Genomic DNA, 19298 nt, shown 5'->3' with positions numbered 1-19298 from the left:
GATCACGCATTACTGCCAATCTAAAATAACTTTACCTGATTGACCTGAACGCATGATATCAAAACCTTTTTGGAATTCATCAATTGGAAATTGATGAGTAATAATCGGGGAGAGATCAAGGCCAGACTGAATAAGTGCTGCCATTTTATACCATGTTTCAAACATCTCACGACCGTAGATACCTTTAATAAACAATCCTTTAAAGATAACTTGTCCCCAATCAATTGCCATATCAGAAGGAGGAATACCCAATAGCGCAATACGACCACCATGATTCATGGTGTTAAGCATGGTACGAAACGCAGGTGGCGCACCTGACATTTCCAATCCCACATCAAAACCTTCTGTCATCCCCAATTCTTTCATAACATCCATTAGGTTTTCTTTGCTGACATTAACGGCTCTGGTGACACCCATTTTTTTCGCAAGATCAAGGCGATATTCATTAACATCAGTGATCACCACGTGACGTGCCCCAACATGCTTACAAATTGCAGCCGCCATAATCCCAATAGGGCCTGCACCTGAAACCAGAACATCTTCACCCACTAAATCAAAAGATAATGCGGTATGTACAGCATTACCAAAGGGATCAAAAATAGCCGCTAATTCATCAGGAATATTGTCAGGGATTTTAAACGCATTAAAGGCAGGGATAACCAGATATTCAGCAAAACAGCCGGGGCGATTTACACCCACACCAATAGTATTACGACATAAATGAGTACGACCACCGCGACAATTACGGCAATGACCGCAAGTGATATGCCCTTCACCAGAGACACGATCACCAATATTAAAACCTTTAACTTCCTGCCCTATCGCAACAATTTCACCGATATATTCATGACCTACAACCATAGGAACAGGAATTGTTTTTTGTGACCACTCATCCCAGTTATAAATATGAACGTCAGTGCCACAAATTGCTGTTTTACGAATTTTGATCATCACATCGTTATGACCAAGTTCAGGTACTGGAACATCTGTCATCCAAATACCTTCTTGTGCTTTTAATTTTGACAATGCTTTCATAGAGTAACCTTATGCAATCACATTAAGTTCTTTGCCAATTTTGATAAATGCCGTCACTGCACGCTCAATTTGTTCAGTAGTGTGTGCTGCCGACATTTGTGTACGAATACGTGCTTGTCCTTGAGGTACAACAGGATAGAAGAATCCCGTGACATAAATTCCTTCATCAAGTAAGCGTGTTGCGAACTCTTGAGCTAATTTAGCCTCTCCTAACATAACTGGAATAATGGCATGATCTGCGCCAGCCAATGTAAAACCAGCGGCACTCATTTTTTCACGGAAAAGTGAGGCGTTACGCCATAGGCGAGCACGAATTTCATCCCCTGATTTCAACATATCTAAAACAGCAATAGAGGCTGAAACAATTGCAGGAGCTAACGAATTGGAGAATAAATAAGGGCGAGAACGCTGACGCAACCACTCAACCACTTCTTTACGCGCTGCGGTATACCCACCAGAAGCACCACCTAACGCCTTACCTAAAGTACCTGTGATAATGTCGACTCTGCCCATCACATCACAATACTCATGAGTTCCACGACCTTGTGCACCCACAAAACCAACAGCATGAGAATCATCGACCATAACAAGAGCACCAAATTCATCGGCTAAATCACAGATAGATTTTAGATCTGCAATCACGCCATCCATTGAAAATACGCCGTCTGTCGCGATCATAATGTGGCGAGCATTATCTGCTTTGGCTTTTTCAAGTTGAACACGTAGCTCTGCCATATCGTTATTGGCGTAGCGATAACGTTTTGCTTTACATAAACGCACACCATCAATAATAGACGCATGGTTTAAAGCATCAGAAATAATGGCATCTTCAGGACCCATTAGTGTTTCAAATAATCCACCATTCGCATCAAAGCAAGATGAATACAGAATGGCATCTTCCATTCCTAAAAATTCAGCGATTTTATTTTCTAATGTTTTATGTGAATCTTGTGTACCACAAATAAAACGCACAGAAGCCATACCAAATCCGTGGCTGTCCATACCTGCTTTTGCGGCTTCAATTAATTTTGGGTGATTAGCGAGGCCTAAATAGTTATTAGCACAGAAATTAATAACATGGCTTCCATCAGCAACTGCGATATCTGCGCTTTGTGAAGAAGTGATGATGCGCTCATTTTTAAAGAGGCCATCTTGACGAGTTTGTTCTAGTTGTTGATTAATTTGTTGGTAAAACGCGGGAGTAGACATACTTTCTCCTAAGACAGCAATTCGAAAAGAGACAACTTAAATAGTTTGACTACAATATAGTCAGTATTGTTTCTTATTCTATGCCTTTGTTCTATTAAAAACGACAAATGTAAATAATTAATGTTATTTGTGTAATTAAGATCACTAATACGCTCTGCTTTTTTCGAGAATTTCAGTCTGTTGTTCCATGATGAATGCTACCGTTAAAGCTGTTCAGTGTTATTATAGACCTAGAGCTAATTTTTAGATTTTATATGAAGGGGTAGCCACATGATTATCGTCACTGGCGGTGCGGGTTTTATCGGCAGCAATATTGTTAAAGCATTAAATGATGAAGGTTATACTGATATCTTAGTTGTTGATAACCTTAAAGATGGCACCAAATTTGTGAATTTGGTTGATCTGAATATCACTGATTACATGGATAAAGAAGATTTTATAGCAAGCGTTGTTGCTGGTGATGATTTCGGTGAGATTGATGCAGTTTTCCATGAGGGTGCTTGCTCTTCTACTACTGAGTGGGATGGCAAATATATGATGGATAACAACTATCAATATTCTAAAGAGCTACTTCATTTTTGTCTTGAACGCCAAATTCCTTTCTTATATGCCTCTTCTGCTGCAACTTATGGCGGTCGTACAGATAACTTTATCGAAGATAGAAAATATGAAGCGCCTTTAAATGTCTACGGCTATTCAAAATTCTTATTCGATGAATATGTACGCCAGATTTTACCTGAAGCAGATTCAATGATTTGTGGCTTCCGTTATTTTAATGTTTATGGCCCTCGTGAAGGACATAAAGGTGGCATGGCGAGTGTTGCATTCCATTTAAATAACCAAGTCAATGCGGGTCAAAATCCAAAATTATTTGAAGGTAGCGAAACCTTCCAACGTGACTTTATTTATGTTGGAGATGTGGCTGCGGTTAATTTATGGTTCTGGCGCAATAATGTATCTGGTATTTTTAACTGTGGTACAGGACGTGCTGAATCATTCCAAGCTGTTGCAGATGCCGTTATTGCCCATCATAAAGATAAAGATCTCTCTATCGAACATATTGAGTTTCCAGAGAAATTAAAAGGTCGTTACCAAGCATTCACTCAAGCGGATCTGACGAATTTACGTAAAGCGGGTTATACCGCACCTTTTAAAACAGTTGCTGAAGGCGTAGAGCTTTATATGCAATGGTTAAATCAAGGTAAGTAATCGCTGTTTATGAAAATCTTTGTGGTAGGGCCTTCATGGGTCGGGGACATGATGATGTCCCAAAGTCTTTATCGTACATTGAAAGCATTACATCCTGCGGCAACGATTGATGTGATGGCACCTGCGTGGTGCCGTCCATTATTAGAGAAGATGCCAGAAGTTGATAATGCAATCCCGATGCCATTAGGTCATGGGGCTTTAGCCATTGGTGAACGTCGCCGTTTAGGAAAACAATTAAAAGAGAATGGTTATACTCACGCTTATGTATTACCTAACTCGTTAAAATCTGCCTTAGTCCCTTTTTTTGCAGATATTCCTAAGCGCACAGGTTGGCGTGGAGAAATGCGTTATGGGCTATTAAATGATTTGCGACCTTTAAATAAAGAAGCATTTCCTTTGATGGTTGAGCGCTATGTTGCGCTAGCTTATGACAAGCAAAAAGTCCAAAAAGCGACTGATTTACCACAACCTTTGTTATGGCCGAAGTTATCAGTTACCGAAAATGATATTGCTACCACATTAAGTCAATTTTCATTATCGACTCAACGCCCTGCCATTGGTTTTTGCCCCGGTGCTGAATTTGGCCCTGCAAAACGTTGGCCTCATTATCATTATGCTGCTTTAGCGCAAAAACTTATCACAGAGCAAGGGTATCAAATCTTCTTGTTTGGCTCTCAAAAAGATAAAGAAGCAGGCGAAGAGATAAAACAAGCTTTAACACCTGATGCCCGAGAAGCGTGTTTTAATCTTGCTGGTGAAACCAGTCTTGAACAAGCGGTTAATCTTATTGCATCTTGCAAAGCTGTTGTTAGTAATGACTCTGGTTTAATGCATGTTGCTGCCGCGTTAGAGCGTCCTTTAGTGGCGCTTTATGGTCCAAGTAGCCCTGACTTTACACCACCTTTATCACATAAAGCACGTGTGATCCGTTTAATTACGGGTTATCACAAAGTACGTAAAGGGGATGCTGAACAAGGCTATCACCAAAGCTTAATCGATATTCAGCCAGAGAAGGTTTTTGCTGAGTTAGCAAATTTACTATCAACGGAGCCATCAGCGTGAAGCGGGTATTAATCGTTAAAACCTCTTCCATGGGTGATGTTTTACATACGTTGCCAGCATTAACTGACGCAATAGATGCTTATCCTGATATCCGTTTTGATTGGGTCGTTGAAGAAGGTTTTGCACAGATCCCAAGCTGGCATCAAGCCATTGATACAGTTATCCCTGTCGCAATACGCCGTTGGCGAAAAAGCTGGTTTAGTGCCCCTATTCGTGCTGAACGCGCGCAATTTCGTCGCGCTATTCAAGCTCATCATTATGATGCGGTTATTGATGCACAAGGTTTACTGAAAAGTGCATTTTTGGTCACTCGATACGCCAAAGGCACCAAGCACGGTTATTCACGTCAATGCGCTCGAGAGCCTTTGGCGAGTTTCTTTTACGATATTCGCCACAACGTCAGTAAAGAGATGCACGCCGTTGAGCGAATTCGCCAACTGTTTGCTTTAAGCTTAAATTATCCAATTCCACAATCTCAGGGTGATTATGGAATTGCACAGCATTTTCTCTCACTTCCCGCCTTCGATGAGCGCCCTTATTTAGTCTTTTTACACGCAACTACACGTGATGAGAAACATTGGCCTGAATCTCATTGGAGAGAGCTAATTTCACTGCTTGCCGATTCTGGAATACGCATTAAATTACCTTGGGGTGCCGAGCATGAACATCAACGTGCAATACGTTTAGCAAAAGATTTTGACTACGTTGATGTGTTACCGAAGATGTCATTAGCCCAAGTGGCTCAGGTTATTGCTGGTGCTAAAAGCGTCGTTTCTGTGGATACAGGATTAAGCCATTTAACGGCTGCATTAGATAAACCCAATATCACCCTATTTGGCCCTACCGATCCCGGCTTAATTGGCGGTTACGGTAAAGCTCAAACGGCTGTAAAAGCAGAAGGTGGGGATATTGGGGAGATAAGTGCGCATGATGTGTTTCAATACTTTAACTAATCTTAGTTTCAGTAAACAAAAAAGTAATTTTAATTGACTCTATTGACGTTATGATTACACCTAAAAATATATTTCTGATTCTATGCATTACATCTTACCATCAAGATTATTTTAGGATTTATTATGATTTTATCTATTATCGTTAATATAAAAAATTTAGAAGCATTAATAGAAAAATGTGTTAATTCAATTAATTACGCTCTTAGAAATTGTAATCAAAATGACTATGAAGTGCTTCTTATTGATGATAACTCAACCGATAGAACAGAAGAAATATTAAAAGAATATGTAAATACACACCCTTCTTTTTACTATAAAAAAGTTTGTTTTAATAATGTTGGTAAAGCAAGAAAATACACTATTCCCTTATGTAAAGGTGAATATATTACTTTTGTAGATGGTGATGATTTTCTTTCTAATTTTGATATGCTGGATATTTTTTCTATTCTAAGTAAAGAAAAACCAGATCTTCTTATAACAAAAATACAAGAAGTATTTAATAATAAACAAATAATAGAAAAACAAGAAAATATAAAATATAAAATAGAAAGTAAAGATGAGATTATATCTGAATTTTTAGTTCATAAAAAATTTCAAGCTCATCTTTGTAGTAAATTTTTCTTAAGGGAGCTGATGTTAAAAATAGAGTTTCCTGATGTTTTTTGCTATGAAGACGTTTTTTTCTTCCCAAAATATCTAAATCTATCCAATAGATTCCTATACTCTGATAGTATTTTATATAACTATATAAAACATCCAAGTAGTCTATCAAATAATTTAAGTAAAGAAAAAATAGAGTTGATGGCTGAAGCTATAATCTCCATGCTAGACACACTACCCAAAAAACACCTCCATTTAAATATATCGCACTGTATAATTCATTTATATAAATATAAAAAGGAACTAAAAAAAGAAACTATCGAAAAATTAAAAAATAGGATTAATGAAGTCAATATGCTTAGTTTTATTCTTGATAAAAAAATAAGACTAAGTATAAAGAAAAGATATTTAAAAATTAAATTCAGTTAATTAAGATAAGGGTTAAGTCCCTTATCTTTTTTAGTTAATGTATATAATACTTCATCAAGTTTACTTTGAATAACATGGCTAGATGCTGGCAACAATCCATTTTTTAAACCAAATGGAGGATTACATCATAAGTATTACGTAAAGTGTACTGACAACCAGCCATTACTATGCTGTCTATTTGATTATCATTTTCAACTAATAACTTATTTTCGCTAGAAAACAATATGATATGTGCATCAAAATAGTAAGCTCAGGTCACAGAAGTATTACACATAAAGTTCCCCAAGCATTGTCGTAGAGAAAATAAAAATACTATTAAATTGAATATCAGAATAAAATGTACCTATTTTCTTCATTTCACCCCAAAGTAGATTGTAAAGATTAAAAAAATAGAATTTAATTTTAAGGCATTATGCATAAAAAAATCAATCTAACTATATTGATATTACTCTTTGTAGAGAAGAACGGTTACACCATCTTTCTTTGTAATCAAATGTTGGTCTACCAAAACAATATCTTAATTCTAAATTTCTTTTATTTGTATATTCAATTGCATCACGGACATTTACCCAGGCAGCTATTGTTCCTAGAGATAAATCAGGATAACTCATATCCATTCCGCTATTAATATAATCAAAACAAACCCAGTTTGGTGATTCTTTCTTTATAACATATTGCATGGCAACTGGATTATTCTCTAACCATAATATATTACCAAAGACTAAATTAGGGAATGTATTTAATATTTCTTGTATCTCTTTTTTATTTGAGTGTTCATTTCGTCTTTTGAAATAAAGCTCATCATAAATATCCGTAAATTCTTCTACTGAATATTTAGATACATTAACAACACTCCCTCCTTTTTTAATAAATTTATTTAATTCTCTATTTCTAGTGCTAATTGTTTTTTTAGAAAATGATTTCACTAAACATATCTCGCGATGGGCATTAATTTTTTTAAATGCATTTATTACTTGCTCTTTATGTTTTTCGGATAAAAATTTACTTTTTGCAGGTAAAAATACTTTTTCCTCTGTCGACAATGGTAATATAATTTCATCGAAATTTAGCATATAACGATAAAGTCCTAAATTATGTGCTATTTTCTGTTCTCCCGCTAAATACTTATCATTCCAAGTACAGAAAGCACCCATAATTTGATTATTTCTATCTTTTCTTATATAAAACTTCTCATCTAAATTAAAGCGTTGATGAATAAAATTAAGCAAGTCAGGGGAAGTAATTACACTACCTCCAAATTTAGTATATGCTTCTCGGTATTCCGATTCTGAACCTTGTTGCCAACCCATCTTAAAAAACATTATAATGATGCCTTATTTTTTATTTTATAATACTCAGCTAACGTCATTCCCTGCACTTTATCTGACAAGAAACTAAATAACGTTTCTAAATCGTTATATAACCCTTCAATATCTTTTTCGGTACGAAATGTTGGGCTGCCACCCGGCATAAATTCAGATGAATGCAACATAAATTCAATATGAGAGTGGCCTTGAGCTAAAGATTTTTCAGCAACTTCAATCATCTGTTGGGCATTTCCGCCTTTAGGGCGAAGCCAATTCACTGAAGGGGCTCTTTGTTTACCTCTTAATTTATCGTAACCCTGCTTAACTTTATTCATTAAAGGAGAGTGCTTATATTGAATACTCATCGGCACTTCTAGTAGCGAAGAATTTCCCGCTTTAGTAATATCCTGTAAGTCCATAAAATAAGCATGGCTTGGAAAATCGGTGTAATTTGTTCCACCTACTTGTGCTGGATCACCTTTAGTAAAACGCCAATCCACTTTTGGTGTCACAGAACAATCGACTTGGTAACCAAACTCAACTAAAAGTTGTGCATAAATCTCATTAAAAGCCCAACGACCTGCACGATGACTTAACATTTTAGTTTGCAGCTTATCTTCAAGTAAGTGCGTCATTAATGCGATTTTTTCTCGCATTTGATCTTTGGGATATTCAATTAAATAAGGCTGATAATGTAAATCATCATCCGTTAAAGGTGTTAATGGTGGGCTATTCCATGCATGCAAGTGCATACCAATTTCACCGGTATTACGCGCAATAACATCACGAGCAAATTCAATATAGGCTTCATCCATAACCATTTCATAGTTTGTTAGCCAAACAGGTTTAAAATTAAAGCGCTCACAAAGTTGCTGAAAACGAGGAAGAAAGTGTGTATTTTGAGTGGTGATCTCACCCTCATTTTCCCAAAGATTATCGCCTTCGGTATCTAATGTGATAATAAATGCTGGTTTAGTCATTGAAATACCTTACGTCTTCTTTAGAAATAAATAACTTTATTACTTAATAAGTGATATGTACTGATCAATCACTTCATCAATATCAAATTTTTGGTACATTTCTGGTCTAATTTTAGGTGGCGTAAAATAAACCAATCGCATCTTTTCTGCTAACGATGCTGCATTTAGTTCCGCTTTATAATTAGCAAGCTCACCTTCCATAATTTCACTAATGCCACCAGGACAGTTGGTACTCACAATCGGTGTATTACAAATCAAAGATTCAACTAACACATTACCTAAACCTTCGCTGTCAGAGCTTAAAACAACCGCTTTTGCATCTTTAATAACAGCAAATGGGTTTGATAAAAAACCAATTAAACTCACCTTATCTTCTAAATTAAGATCTGCTATTTTATTTTTAATTTTAGTTGTCACTTCAGAAGAGCCTTGCCCTGCAATAAATAATTTACAAGGTAGATCTGCTAACGCAAATGCCTCTAACAACCTGTCATGTCGTTTAACTTCATGAAAACGACCAATATGCAGTAAATAATCTTGCCCTTGATAAGAATTACTTTCTAAAGCCAGATTTCTAATTTCTTGAATATCAAACGGATTATAAATTGTTTTTAATTGTTGTGGTGATATCCCCACATTTTGGATCAAATCCTGCCCAGCCGCATTGGAAACCGTAATAATATTCTTCCCTTGGTATACTTTTTGGATCTTCTTTTGTTTTAACCAACGAGAAAAACCGGTTTTATTACCTAAATAAGATTGGGAAAATATGCCATGAATGCAATACCACGTATTTTTATCCATCAACTCTTTAGATAAAGCAACAATCCTATCAGTCTTATGCAAATTTGAAACAACAAGCGATGGAATACCTTTACGTGCAAATAGTGATTTCAACGTATTATCCATCGATTTTGCTCGACGTTTTAGTTCAGTTTGCCGATGAAATAATCCTCGATAGCTGTCTGCATCAATCAATAACTCAATATTAGCGGGGATAGAATAATCACATTTTTCGGCTAAAGAGAGTAGCGTCACGGTATAACCACGCTGGCTTAAGCCATGACACAGCCTGATAGTGACATTTTCAGCACCACCACCCGGTAATCCATCAATAATAAAAAGGATATGTTCCTTCATAAACTAAGAACCTTTTGGTAAAGCCCAATCAGTTGTTGAGATAAATGCTCTGGCGTATAAGGCAATATCTTATTTCGGGCGGCTTTAGACATTCTATTATCAAGATTATCGGCAGAAATTGTTTCTATTGCACTTATCATTGCAGAAATATCTAAAGCATCTGTGACAAAACCATTAATACCTTGTTCAATAAATTCAGAACCACCACAAGTATAACTGGTGATAACAGGTAAACCACATGCCATTGCTTCTAAAACAACATTAGGAAAAGGATCATATAAGGTCGGCAACAGTAAACCATCAGCCATTTGATATAAAGGTAGAGTATCTTTTTGCATACCTAAAAAATGAACTCTCTCATGGCTTTTTAATTGATAAGCGAGTTGTTGATACTTTTTCTGCTCTTTATCTTGCCCAACAACAATCAAATGTGCATGAGTACAACTAATGGCTTCAATGGCCGCTTTTAAGCCTTTACGTTCAAATCCTGAACCTACATAAATAAAGCATTTTGCTTCTATTGGGATCTGGTATTGCTGACGTAACTGTTCACGGTAAAGTGCTGTGGCAGGAAAAAATCGCTGATTATCAATCGCATTATAAATTACACTAATACGCTCACTTTCAACACCAAAGTCTTCCATCACTTCACGTTTTACCATCTCTGAATTACAGATAACCCGTTTCAGTTCTGATGAATGATACATCTCTTTTTCAGCTTTCATTACATAGCGGTGATAGCAGCTGTTAAGCAGTAATTGACTACGCAGTGGGCTTAATACTCGTGAACGTTGTAATAACCAGCGATGATGAACACCATCTCCTGCACGATAAATATCGCATCCAGCAATACGCTCATGGCTTTGTACTAAATCGAACTGTTCTTTTTGCCAGCATTGCCTTGTACCTTGAGCAAAACCTTTCTCACGACTAATCCGTCCCCATTTCATTGGATTGACAATATGAATATGCCATTGGGGTTGTACAGCACCAATCCATGAACGCGTGATCACATTAAGTTCTACCGCTTGATTATCCAATGCTTCAAGCGCCCGAGAAACAAATCGTTCAGCGCCTCCATCAGGTCGGTATTTTTGACGCACTATAGCCAATCGGAATGAATTCATTTTAGTTGTCCTCTTACGGCATTCAGTACATCTTCGACAGGTATTAAACTGAGATAACGCGTTTGTGTGTTAGTATTGACATCATCAGGATCTGGGAGTTCACCATAATTTCCTGCCCATAATACTTCGCCAATATGTTCCCATGGTGACCAATGAAATAATTTTGATGGTCCAAAGAGGGCAACAAGTGGTGTTTTAAGCGCCGCAGCCATATGCATAGGAACAGAATCAACCCCAATAAATAAACGTGCATCATCAATTAATGCCGCAAGTTGAGGTAAAGAAAGCTGCCCCGATAATGAGACTAGATTTTTTGAAGTACTCTTTTCAATTATAGTATTAACCATCTCTTGCTCTTTTGGATCAGGACCTGATGTTAAAACAATTTGTTTTCCTTCCTGTTCCAACGTATCAATTAATTCTGACCATTTACCTTCATCCCAACATTTAAAAAACCATCGAGAGGTCGGTTGAATAACAATATAAGAACTCAACACGTTATGTTCTTTTAATTTTGCGATAACAATTTGTTTATCTTGATGGCTATACGTCATTGATACTTGAGTATCTGTTTTAGGCAATTGTAATGGCTGTAAGAGTGCTAAATTTTGCTCAACAATATGTTTTTCATCTACAGAGCCTAGTGGGATCAAATGCGTAAAACATTTTTTCCAAATAGGACTTTGGCGTTTATAAATATCATACCCAATACGAATTTTGGCTCCCGTAAAACGGGTTACTATCGCGCTATTCCACTGATCAGCTAAGTTTATAACAACATCATATTGTTGATTTCTTAAGTCTGTTAGTAATTTCCACTCATGACGTAATCTTGCCAGCTTTCCCTCTTTTTTCCATGCCTTATCTAGTACAAAGATATGATGAATAGAAGAAAAATGTTCAATCATTGGCATGGTTTCTTTATTGATGAGGACATCAACTTTCGCATTTGGAAAATTAGCTTTTAATGTATTAATAACAGGGGTAATCAATAAAGTATCACCATGATGTCGTAACTTAATAACAAGAACCCTTTGTATTAACTTCATTTTTTCACTCATAACATTCCAAATGGACTTGAATAATTAGTAATGTGATTTGATTATAAAAAAAATTCTATCAAGTTTCCTGAATAAAGCCTGTTAAAATTAATAAAAAAGCATTATACCGTGTTGTTTATCGCCACAACGTTTGTTTTTACACACTTTCTACTACACAGTGTGATACTATAAGCGTTCGTCCAGATAAGTGAATTTGATAGCATGTTGTTGCGTTTATATCAGGTACTTCTTTACCTTATTCAACCTCTGATTTGGTTGCGTCTTTTATTACGCAGCCGTAAAGCACCCGCCTACCGCAAACGGTGGGGAGAGCGCTATGGCTTTTGCAAAGGCAAAGTCGTACCTCAAGGGATATTATTACATTCAGTTTCTGTTGGTGAAACACTCGCCGCAGTGCCACTTGTTCGCGCCCTTCGTCATCATTATCCCGATTTGCCTATCACGGTCACAACCATGACACCAACAGGCTCAGAACGTGTACGTTCTGCATTTGGTGATGATGTTTACCATGTCTATCTTCCTTATGATTTACCCGGTTCAGTTAATCGTTTTCTTAAAACGGTTGATCCGAAATTAGTTATCATTATGGAAACCGAACTATGGCCTAACCTAATTTCAAAACTACATCAACGAAAAATCCCGTTGATTATTGCCAATGCACGTTTATCAGAACGCTCTGCGGCGGGTTATCAGAAATTAGGTAGTTTCGTCAAAACGATGCTCCAAAAAATCACCTTAATTGCGGCTCAAAACCAAGAAGATGGTGAGCGTTTTATCGAATTAGGGCTCAAACGTTCACATTTACATGTAACGGGTAGCCTAAAATTTGATATTTCTGTCACCCCTGAGTTAGCAGCAAGAGCCGTTGCTTTACGTCGCCAATGGGCTGCCCATCGCCCTGTTTGGATTGCAACCAGTACTCATGAAGGTGAAGAAACCATTATCTTAGAAACACATAAAAAGCTACTGACACAATTCCCACAACTTTTACTAATTTTAGTTCCTCGACACCCAGAACGTTTTCCTAAAGCTGAGCAATTAACACGAGAAGCGGGATTAAAATATACGTTACGAAGCACTGATGCTGTTCCTGATGCACAGACCCAAGTCGTTATTGGCGACACTATGGGCGAGCTGATGTTGCTCTATGGTATTGCTGATCTGGCTTTTGTGGGAGGGAGTTTAGTCGAACGTGGTGGTCATAATCCTTTAGAAGCAGCCGCACACGCTATCCCTGTTATTATGGGACCTCATACTTTTAATTTTAAAAATATCTGTGCCAAGCTCGATCAAGCTGAAGGGTTAATTACTGTTACAGACAGTGAATCGATGGCAACTGCTATTGCTTCATTGCTTAATGATGAAGATTATCGCCGTTACTATGGTCGTCATGCTGTTGAAGTACTTCATGAAAACCAAGGTGCATTATTGCGTCTACTCACCCTACTTTCACCTTATCTTCCCCCTCGGAGCCACTGATGAGCCAAAGCAAGCGCCTTTCTGTCGTGATGATCAGTAAAAATGCTGCTGATATCATTGGTGAATGCTTAGACTCTGTGCAATGGGCTGATGAAATCATTGTATTGGATTCAGGAAGCCAAGATAACACCTGTCGTATTGCGACAGAAAAAGGGGCAAAAGTCTTTGTGAACAGTGAGTGGCCAGGTTTTGGCAGACAGCGCCAATTGGCGCAGCAATATGCCACAGGTGATTATATTTTTATGATCGATAGTGATGAACGTGTCACACCTGAACTCAAAACCAGTATCCTCACGATATTGCAGCAACCTGAAGAAAATGTAGTTTATAACTGTGCTCGCCGTAACTTATTTATGGGGCGATTTATGAAGCACAGTGGTTGGTATCCCGATAAAGTGACGCGTTTATATGCCCGTGAACGTTATCAATATAACAATAACCTGGTTCATGAGTCGTTAGAAACTCAAGGTGCAATAGTTAAAACGCTGCAAGGTGATCTCTTGCATCTTACCTGCCGTGATTTAATGGAGTTTCAGCAAAAACAGCTAAAATATGCTACCGAGTGGGCTAAAGAACGCCATCAACAAGGTAAAAAAACCAGTTATGGCTCCATCTTAAGTCATACATTAGGTGCCTTTTTTAAGACTTGGTTGTTAAGAATGGGTTTTTTAGACGGGAAACAGGGATTAGTACTGGCATTTGTTAATGCACAGTATACCTTTAATAAATACGCTTCTTTATGGGAACTCAGCCAGAAGACGGTAAATCATGAAAAATAAAGCTATCTACCCCGGAACCTTTGATCCTATCACTTATGGTCATATCGATATATTAACTCGTGCAGCAGGTATGTTTGATACCGTTTTATTAGCTATTGCTGATAGCGCCCGCAAAAACCCAATGTTTACCTTAGAAGAGCGAGTTAATTTAGCCAGAGAGGTGACGAGCCATTTACCGAATGTTGAAGTCGTTGGTTTTAGTGAGCTAATGGCAAATTTTGCCAAACAACAACAAGCGACTATTTTAATTCGTGGTGTTCGTAGCGTTTCTGACTTTGAATATGAATGGCAACTGGCAAATATGAACCGGCACTTTGCGCCTGATCTTGATAGTGTGTTTCTACTGCCATCCCAAAATTTTTCATTTGTCTCTTCATCTTTAATTAAAGATGTGGCGCGCCATGACGGTGATGTTTCTACATTTTTACCTGAAGTTGTGACCGCAGCAATGCTAAAAAAGTTAGGTAAAATTTAGCTCTCATTCTCACCATGTTGGCAATGTCGGCAGAAAAACGTGCTACGTTGCCCTTGTTTAATGCTTTCAATCTGTTGCCCACAAATCAAACAAGGCTTATCTTTACGCCCATAAACAAAGAGTTCTTGAGCAAAATATCCTGGCTTGCCATCAGACTGTAAGAAGTCTTTAAGTGTTGTGCCACCTTGCTCAATAGAGCGCGTCAATACTCGTTTAATCGCAGCCACCAGTACCGTACTCTCTTCTTGTGTTAAGCTATTAGCTTTTCTATCTGGCATAATTCCCGATGAAAATAGCGCCTCGTTAGCATAAATATTACCTACACCCACAACTAATTTATTATCCATTAACCACGGTTTGATAGCTGTTTTTTTATTTTTCGACTGTTGATATAGATATTCAGCATTAAATTCATCAGAAAGCGGCTCTGGCCCTAAATGGGCTAATACAGCACTAGTTTCTAAATCTTCACACCATAACCAAGCACCAAAGCGTCGTGGATCGGTATAACGCAATACTTTGCCATCACGAAAAATCAAATCGATATGATCATGTTTCTCTTCAGGTTGTTCTTCTAATAAAATACGCACACTTCCTGACATTCCTAAATGGATAATGATCCATCCAGTATTAAGCTCTATTAACAGATACTTAGCGCGACGCTTTACACTTAAAATCGGCTCATCCAGTAACGTTTTTATTTTCTCTGAAACAGGCCAGCGTAATCTACTATTGCGCACAATGGCATAGTGCAACACATTGCCCACAAGATGAGGCTCAATACCTCGGCGACTGGTTTCAACTTCTGGCAATTCAGGCACAGGTGGCTCCATTATTATCAGATAAGAGATACAGCGATAACATCATTTTTATTGTATGATCAGCTTCCCTAAAGTAGAAAGGACGATAGCAGATTATTATGATGTTGTTTAAAGACTATAGTAAAAAATCCCTCTGGAACTTATCCATTATTGGGCTTTACATTATATTGATCTACTTACCGGATATCACCCGTTATAAAAATATTGTGATGGGATTAATTGGTGCAACAGCGCTGTGGTATTTGGTGCGTGATTTTAAGACTATCTGTAAGATATTTAAAAATAATCTGTCATTCTCACTGCTGTTTTTATTGCTGGTGATTGGTTATTCCATTGTGATTTCGGTTGAGCCCAGTATCAGTATAAAAGAGATTAATAAGCCGATACTCAATGGATTACTGCTTTTTGCCGTTACCTTTCCAATTGTATTATATAAAGAGAAACCTGCCGATATAGCGAAGATGGTGATGGTCGCTTTTGCGATTGGGCTATTGGTGATTATGGCTAAAGAGTTGGTGCAGTATTATTTGGAATATCCTCAAGTAAAACCATTTACATGGCAAAGCCAACGACTGCACCGAGAAATAACCTATGCATTATTATTTTTTTTTCCTGTAAACTTAATTTATTGGACATATAAAAAGAGACCAAGTATTTATGAGTGGTTGTTTTTTATAGTGTTCAATTGCCTAATTATATTTATTATACTTGGAACATTAGCAAGAGGAGCTTGGGTTACATTGATAGTAATTGTATTATCAATAATAATTATTGAAAAGAATTGGTTACTTGTAAAAATAAGTATAATTACAACTATAATTTTATATATAGTCATCATACAATCATCACCGAATATTATTATTAAAGCTAAGCTGAAGCAAAAACTAACTCAAACAAGTAGTGGCCTACGCTTTGATAATGGAAGTAATAGCTCAGCATTAAACCTTATTTTAGAAAAACCTATTAAAGGTTATGGTTATGGTAATCAGCTTTACCATAATATTTATAATGAACGAGTTAAAGACCACCCCAATTGGATATTTAAAAAATCCATTGGTCCCCACAATATCTTTTTAGCCTTCTGGTTTGCTGGCGGTATTTTGGGGCTATTTAGTATTCTTTATTTCTGCTCTTCAATGATTGCCCAAAGTATCCAGTTAATAAGAAAAAACCAAGGGGTTATTCGTCAAGCTGCTCTTGTATTACTGATGTCCTTCTTAGGGGTTTATGTATTACGAGGATTATTTGAAAATGCCTATATCAATCAGGTGGGTATTTTGGTGGGATTAATGTTGGCGTTACGCCACTCATTATTAAATCATCAATCAGCAACACCATCAGATAAACAACAATAGGTTACTTAATTAGTTTCTCTATTGTTTTTAGAATGGTTTCTGCCCGCTTATCCCAATTGTAATAATTTTCAACGAGAGAGCGGGCATGGGTTGTTTTTTCTTTAGCTCGTTGTGGGTTTTCTCTTAACTGCACTATCTGTTTTGCAAAACTCTGTGCATTCCCACTATCAGCAAAGCTTACCGCTTTATCATCTACAACATCACGGATTGAAGGGAAATCTGAAATCACCACCGGTTTTTCCATCGCCATGTATTCAAATAACTTTAATGGAGAAGTATAACGGCTTCCAATACTCGTTAAAGTAAGCGGGAGTACACAAATATCATGTTGACCAATTGCTTCAAAACGTTTTTTTGGATCAATAAACCCTAAGAAATTCACTTTATCTTTTACATCCATTTCTTGAGCTAATAAAGTTAATCCTTCAATTTGCTCAGATGTACCACCAGCAATATTCAGCCTTGCATTATCAAGATATTTCATGGCTCGCATCATGGTAGGAATGCCTTTCCATTTATGCAAACTCCCTAAATACAATACCTCAGTAAAGTTTTTCTCAGAAATTAACGGCTTGACCTGATAATCAGCCACAGCATGTAAATCAACTCCATCAGGAACCACGGTTATTGGCGTAGTAACTTGATACTGCGAAACAATATCATCTCTTAATAATGAAGTAAGAACAAAAATGCCCGTCGCTCGGTTGTAAACTAATTTCTCCATTTTTAATAGCTTATGATATTTAGCACGATTCTTTTTTTTCTCAAATGAATGAGATTCTGCAAAAGATTGAGCGAAAATTTCATGACTCTCAAAAAAGAGAGGAATTTCTGGGTAATTTTCACAAAGATAACAAGCTAGTTTTAAATTACGGGTAAACAACGCATCAACGTTATTTTGCTTTACCCAGCGAGTAATCTGTAATGAGAAAAGTTTTTGTGAATTAAATGGAAAATACCATTTACGGCGAATATCTCTTAAAGAAACTAAACTCGCATTAGTATGAATTGAACGACCTAATATATCACTATCTCGATATTGCCCTTTAGGTGTGACTAATGTCACTTGAGCGCCTGCTCGAGCAAATGCATCCACATTTTGTAAAATTTGTAATGAAGCCACACGTAAGTCAGGCACTGGGTAAGGATCAAGATAGGCAATTTTCATAATTATGACGCCAATGCCTGTAATAAACGTTGTGCTGAGTGTTGCCAAGTATAACGTGTTTCTATACGGACACGCGCCAGCTCTCCCATCGCCTTACCTCTGTCTGGTAATCCACGAAGATGATTAATCGCTATCACAATTTCATCTGCACTACCTGATGCGACTAAAAGCCCTGCGGTACCTTCATTACCCACAACTTCAGGAATACCACCGATATGGCTCGCAATCACCGGTTTTGCACATGCCATCGCTTCGGCAATCGTAATACCGAAGGCTTCATCTCCAGTACTTGGGAAAATACCCACGTCACTTGCTGCATAAAATTCAGGTAATACGTTATGCTCGACAGGCTGATGAAAAATGACTTGCTCTGCAACACCTTTAGAAATCGCTTTCTTTTTTAATCGCTCAAGATCATCACCCGCACCGATAATCAAGAGCTTAACATCTTCACCTTTTAACTGTTCGATGGCATCGATGACAACACTCAAGCCTTTCCAACCCACTAATCGCCCAGCAAATGAGAGTAAAAAAGTAGATCCAGCTATTCCTAATTGCTCACGTAACGAGGTAGTCATAGGTCTAAATTTTTCAATATCCACACCATTATAAATCACACTAGGGAATTGCTTAAAATGATGTTGAATTTGCCAAGCATTAAAATGGCTACATGCCACCCATGCTGAAATCTTTTTACCTAACCAGCGATCACCTTTGAAAAAACTGGTTCCCCCACTCATATAGCAAAAACGCGTTGAGGATGATTTAGGCATCATAGAAGGCCAAAAAAAGTCAAAAGGCTTCGTTAAAATAACCCAATCAAAATTTTGACTGATAACATCTTTTTTAGCGTGTCGTGCAAAAGTGTAACGCTCAACAATACGACGAAAACGCCCACCGAGATCGATAACTTTATCTCGTGGTGTATAAGGGTAAGTGTGAATTTGTATTTGGCGTCCTGCCAGATTGTGTCGAATATCGCCATTGCCACCATAAAGATGAACTTCATGCCCAGCATCATGCAATTGCTTAGCCAGTTCCCAAACTGCTGTTTGGATCCCGCCATAAGACATGGTGATTGTGACATCAATTATACCGATCTTCATGGA

18 protein-coding genes are annotated in these 19298 nt (G+C 37.4%); 8 read left to right on the top strand and 10 right to left on the bottom strand.

Annotated features, from left to right (window positions below):
* Positions 1-9 precede the first annotated feature (9 nt).
* Entirely contained in the window at positions 10-1035 is a 1026-nt protein-coding gene (gene tdh, locus EHE21_RS00205) for an L-threonine 3-dehydrogenase (RefSeq protein WP_075674078.1), read from the bottom strand.
* Positions 1036-1044: 9 nt separating this feature from the next.
* Positions 1045-2244: a glycine C-acetyltransferase gene (locus EHE21_RS00200; RefSeq protein ID WP_194951562.1), complete on the bottom strand. Its 1200-nt coding sequence runs from the start codon at positions 2242-2244 to the stop codon at positions 1045-1047.
* A gap of 270 nt (positions 2245-2514) precedes the next feature.
* Here EHE21_RS00200 and rfaD point away from each other — a divergent pair, with 270 nt between their 5' ends.
* The 4 genes from rfaD (at position 2515) to EHE21_RS00180 (ending at position 6497) form a co-directional block, all read left to right on the top strand.
* On the top strand, positions 2515-3453 hold the full coding sequence (gene rfaD / locus EHE21_RS00195; protein WP_194951561.1) for an ADP-glyceromanno-heptose 6-epimerase: 939 nt from the start codon (positions 2515-2517) through the stop codon (positions 3451-3453).
* Positions 3454-3462: 9 nt separating this feature from the next.
* Positions 3463-4515 carry an ADP-heptose--LPS heptosyltransferase RfaF gene (gene rfaF, locus EHE21_RS00190; protein WP_194951560.1) on the top strand — a complete coding sequence of 351 codons (1053 nt, stop codon included), beginning with the start codon at positions 3463-3465 and terminating at the stop codon, positions 4513-4515.
* Positions 4512-5468 (top strand): lipopolysaccharide heptosyltransferase RfaC, encoded by a 957-nt coding sequence (rfaC, locus tag EHE21_RS00185; RefSeq protein ID WP_194951559.1) that lies wholly within the window; start codon positions 4512-4514, stop codon positions 5466-5468. The genes rfaF and rfaC overlap by 4 nt, the downstream gene beginning before the upstream one ends.
* A 123-nt stretch (positions 5469-5591) precedes the next feature.
* Complete coding sequence (locus tag EHE21_RS00180) at positions 5592-6497, top strand: glycosyltransferase family 2 protein (RefSeq protein WP_194951558.1); 906 nt, start codon at positions 5592-5594, stop codon at positions 6495-6497.
* Positions 6498-6931: 434 nt separating this feature from the next.
* Here EHE21_RS00180 and EHE21_RS00175 read toward each other — a convergent pair whose 3' ends face one another.
* The 5 genes from EHE21_RS00175 to rfaQ are packed head-to-tail and all read right to left on the bottom strand — an operon-like array spanning position 6932 to position 12112.
* Positions 6932-7807 (bottom strand): antimicrobial resistance protein Mig-14, encoded by an 876-nt coding sequence (locus EHE21_RS00175; RefSeq protein WP_228766718.1) that lies wholly within the window; start codon positions 7805-7807, stop codon positions 6932-6934.
* Positions 7808-7818: 11 nt separating this feature from the next.
* Positions 7819-8784, bottom strand: coding sequence for a polysaccharide deacetylase family protein (locus EHE21_RS00170; RefSeq protein ID WP_194951556.1), 966 nt, complete (start codon positions 8782-8784; stop codon positions 7819-7821).
* Between the two features lie 39 nt (positions 8785-8823).
* A complete protein-coding gene (locus tag EHE21_RS00165) occupies positions 8824-9924 on the bottom strand; it encodes a glycosyltransferase (protein WP_194951555.1) in 1101 nt (366 codons plus the stop codon).
* On the bottom strand, positions 9921-11051 hold the full coding sequence (locus EHE21_RS00160) for a glycosyltransferase family 4 protein (RefSeq protein ID WP_194951554.1): 1131 nt from the start codon (positions 11049-11051) through the stop codon (positions 9921-9923). The genes EHE21_RS00165 and EHE21_RS00160 overlap by 4 nt, the downstream gene beginning before the upstream one ends.
* On the bottom strand, positions 11048-12112 hold the full coding sequence (gene rfaQ, locus EHE21_RS00155) for a putative lipopolysaccharide heptosyltransferase III (protein WP_194951553.1): 1065 nt from the start codon (positions 12110-12112) through the stop codon (positions 11048-11050). Before rfaQ ends, EHE21_RS00160 begins: the two co-directional genes overlap by 4 nt.
* A 201-nt stretch (positions 12113-12313) precedes the next feature.
* Here rfaQ and waaA point away from each other — a divergent pair, with 201 nt between their 5' ends.
* Genes waaA through coaD form a run of 3 tightly spaced genes read left to right on the top strand, consistent with a single transcriptional unit; the run spans position 12314 to position 14845 of the window.
* Positions 12314-13591 carry a lipid IV(A) 3-deoxy-D-manno-octulosonic acid transferase gene (gene waaA / locus EHE21_RS00150; protein WP_075673244.1) on the top strand — a complete coding sequence of 426 codons (1278 nt, stop codon included), beginning with the start codon at positions 12314-12316 and terminating at the stop codon, positions 13589-13591.
* Positions 13591-14370, top strand: a complete 780-nt coding sequence (locus EHE21_RS00145; protein ID WP_194951552.1) for a glycosyltransferase family 2 protein — start codon at positions 13591-13593, stop codon at positions 14368-14370. Before waaA ends, EHE21_RS00145 begins: the two co-directional genes overlap by 1 nt.
* Positions 14360-14845: a pantetheine-phosphate adenylyltransferase gene (gene coaD / locus EHE21_RS00140; protein WP_194951551.1), complete on the top strand. Its 486-nt coding sequence runs from the start codon at positions 14360-14362 to the stop codon at positions 14843-14845. Before EHE21_RS00145 ends, coaD begins: the two co-directional genes overlap by 11 nt.
* On the opposite strand, the gene mutM is transcribed toward coaD, so the two are convergent.
* Positions 14842-15666 (bottom strand): bifunctional DNA-formamidopyrimidine glycosylase/DNA-(apurinic or apyrimidinic site) lyase, encoded by an 825-nt coding sequence (gene mutM, locus EHE21_RS00135; protein ID WP_194951550.1) that lies wholly within the window; start codon positions 15664-15666, stop codon positions 14842-14844. The genes coaD and mutM overlap by 4 nt on opposite strands.
* Before the next feature lie 98 nt (positions 15667-15764).
* Between mutM and rfaL the strand changes: the two genes are divergently transcribed.
* A complete protein-coding gene (gene rfaL / locus EHE21_RS00130) occupies positions 15765-17021 on the top strand; it encodes an O-antigen ligase RfaL (protein WP_194951549.1) in 1257 nt (418 codons plus the stop codon).
* 1 nt (position 17022) lies between these two features.
* On the opposite strand, the gene EHE21_RS00125 is transcribed toward rfaL, so the two are convergent.
* Together EHE21_RS00125 and EHE21_RS00120 are read right to left on the bottom strand one after the other, a co-directional pair.
* Entirely contained in the window at positions 17023-18192 is a 1170-nt protein-coding gene (locus EHE21_RS00125; protein WP_194952563.1) for a glycosyltransferase family 4 protein, read from the bottom strand.
* A complete protein-coding gene (locus EHE21_RS00120) occupies positions 18192-19295 on the bottom strand; it encodes a glycosyltransferase family 4 protein (RefSeq protein ID WP_194951548.1) in 1104 nt (367 codons plus the stop codon). Before EHE21_RS00120 ends, EHE21_RS00125 begins: the two co-directional genes overlap by 1 nt.
* Between the last annotated feature and the right edge of the window lie 3 nt (positions 19296-19298).

The organism is Proteus sp. GOKU (genome assembly GCF_015475555.1).
Lineage (GTDB): Bacteria > Pseudomonadota > Gammaproteobacteria > Enterobacterales > Enterobacteriaceae > Proteus > Proteus mirabilis_B.
The sequence above is the reverse complement of the archived record's forward strand: the minus strand, read 5'-3'. Positions and strand labels throughout refer to the sequence as shown.

Excerpts from the sequence above, each read along its gene's own strand:
- rfaD (WP_194951561.1), top strand. The coding sequence starts at position 2,515 with ATGATTATCGTCACTGGCGGTGCGGGTTTTATCGGCAGCAATATTGTT.
- EHE21_RS00145 (WP_194951552.1), top strand. The coding sequence starts at position 13,591 with ATGAGCCAAAGCAAGCGCCTTTCTGTCGTGATGATCAGTAAAAATGCT.
- rfaL (WP_194951549.1), top strand. The coding sequence starts at position 15,765 with ATGATGTTGTTTAAAGACTATAGTAAAAAATCCCTCTGGAACTTATCC.
- waaA (WP_075673244.1), top strand. The coding sequence starts at position 12,314 with ATGTTGTTGCGTTTATATCAGGTACTTCTTTACCTTATTCAACCTCTG.
- coaD (WP_194951551.1), top strand. The coding sequence starts at position 14,360 with ATGAAAAATAAAGCTATCTACCCCGGAACCTTTGATCCTATCACTTAT.
- EHE21_RS00120 (WP_194951548.1), bottom strand. The coding sequence starts at position 19,295 with ATGAAGATCGGTATAATTGATGTCACAATCACCATGTCTTATGGCGGG.
- EHE21_RS00200 (WP_194951562.1), bottom strand. The coding sequence starts at position 2,244 with ATGTCTACTCCCGCGTTTTACCAACAAATTAATCAACAACTAGAACAA.
- EHE21_RS00175 (WP_228766718.1), bottom strand. The coding sequence starts at position 7,807 with ATGGGTTGGCAACAAGGTTCAGAATCGGAATACCGAGAAGCATATACT.
- EHE21_RS00170 (WP_194951556.1), bottom strand. The coding sequence starts at position 8,784 with ATGACTAAACCAGCATTTATTATCACATTAGATACCGAAGGCGATAAT.
- EHE21_RS00180 (WP_194951558.1), top strand. The coding sequence starts at position 5,592 with ATGATTTTATCTATTATCGTTAATATAAAAAATTTAGAAGCATTAATA.
- tdh (WP_075674078.1), bottom strand. The coding sequence starts at position 1,035 with ATGAAAGCATTGTCAAAATTAAAAGCACAAGAAGGTATTTGGATGACA.
- rfaF (WP_194951560.1), top strand. The coding sequence starts at position 3,463 with ATGAAAATCTTTGTGGTAGGGCCTTCATGGGTCGGGGACATGATGATG.
- rfaQ (WP_194951553.1), bottom strand. The coding sequence starts at position 12,112 with ATGAGTGAAAAAATGAAGTTAATACAAAGGGTTCTTGTTATTAAGTTA.
- EHE21_RS00165 (WP_194951555.1), bottom strand. The coding sequence starts at position 9,924 with ATGAAGGAACATATCCTTTTTATTATTGATGGATTACCGGGTGGTGGT.
- EHE21_RS00160 (WP_194951554.1), bottom strand. The coding sequence starts at position 11,051 with ATGAATTCATTCCGATTGGCTATAGTGCGTCAAAAATACCGACCTGAT.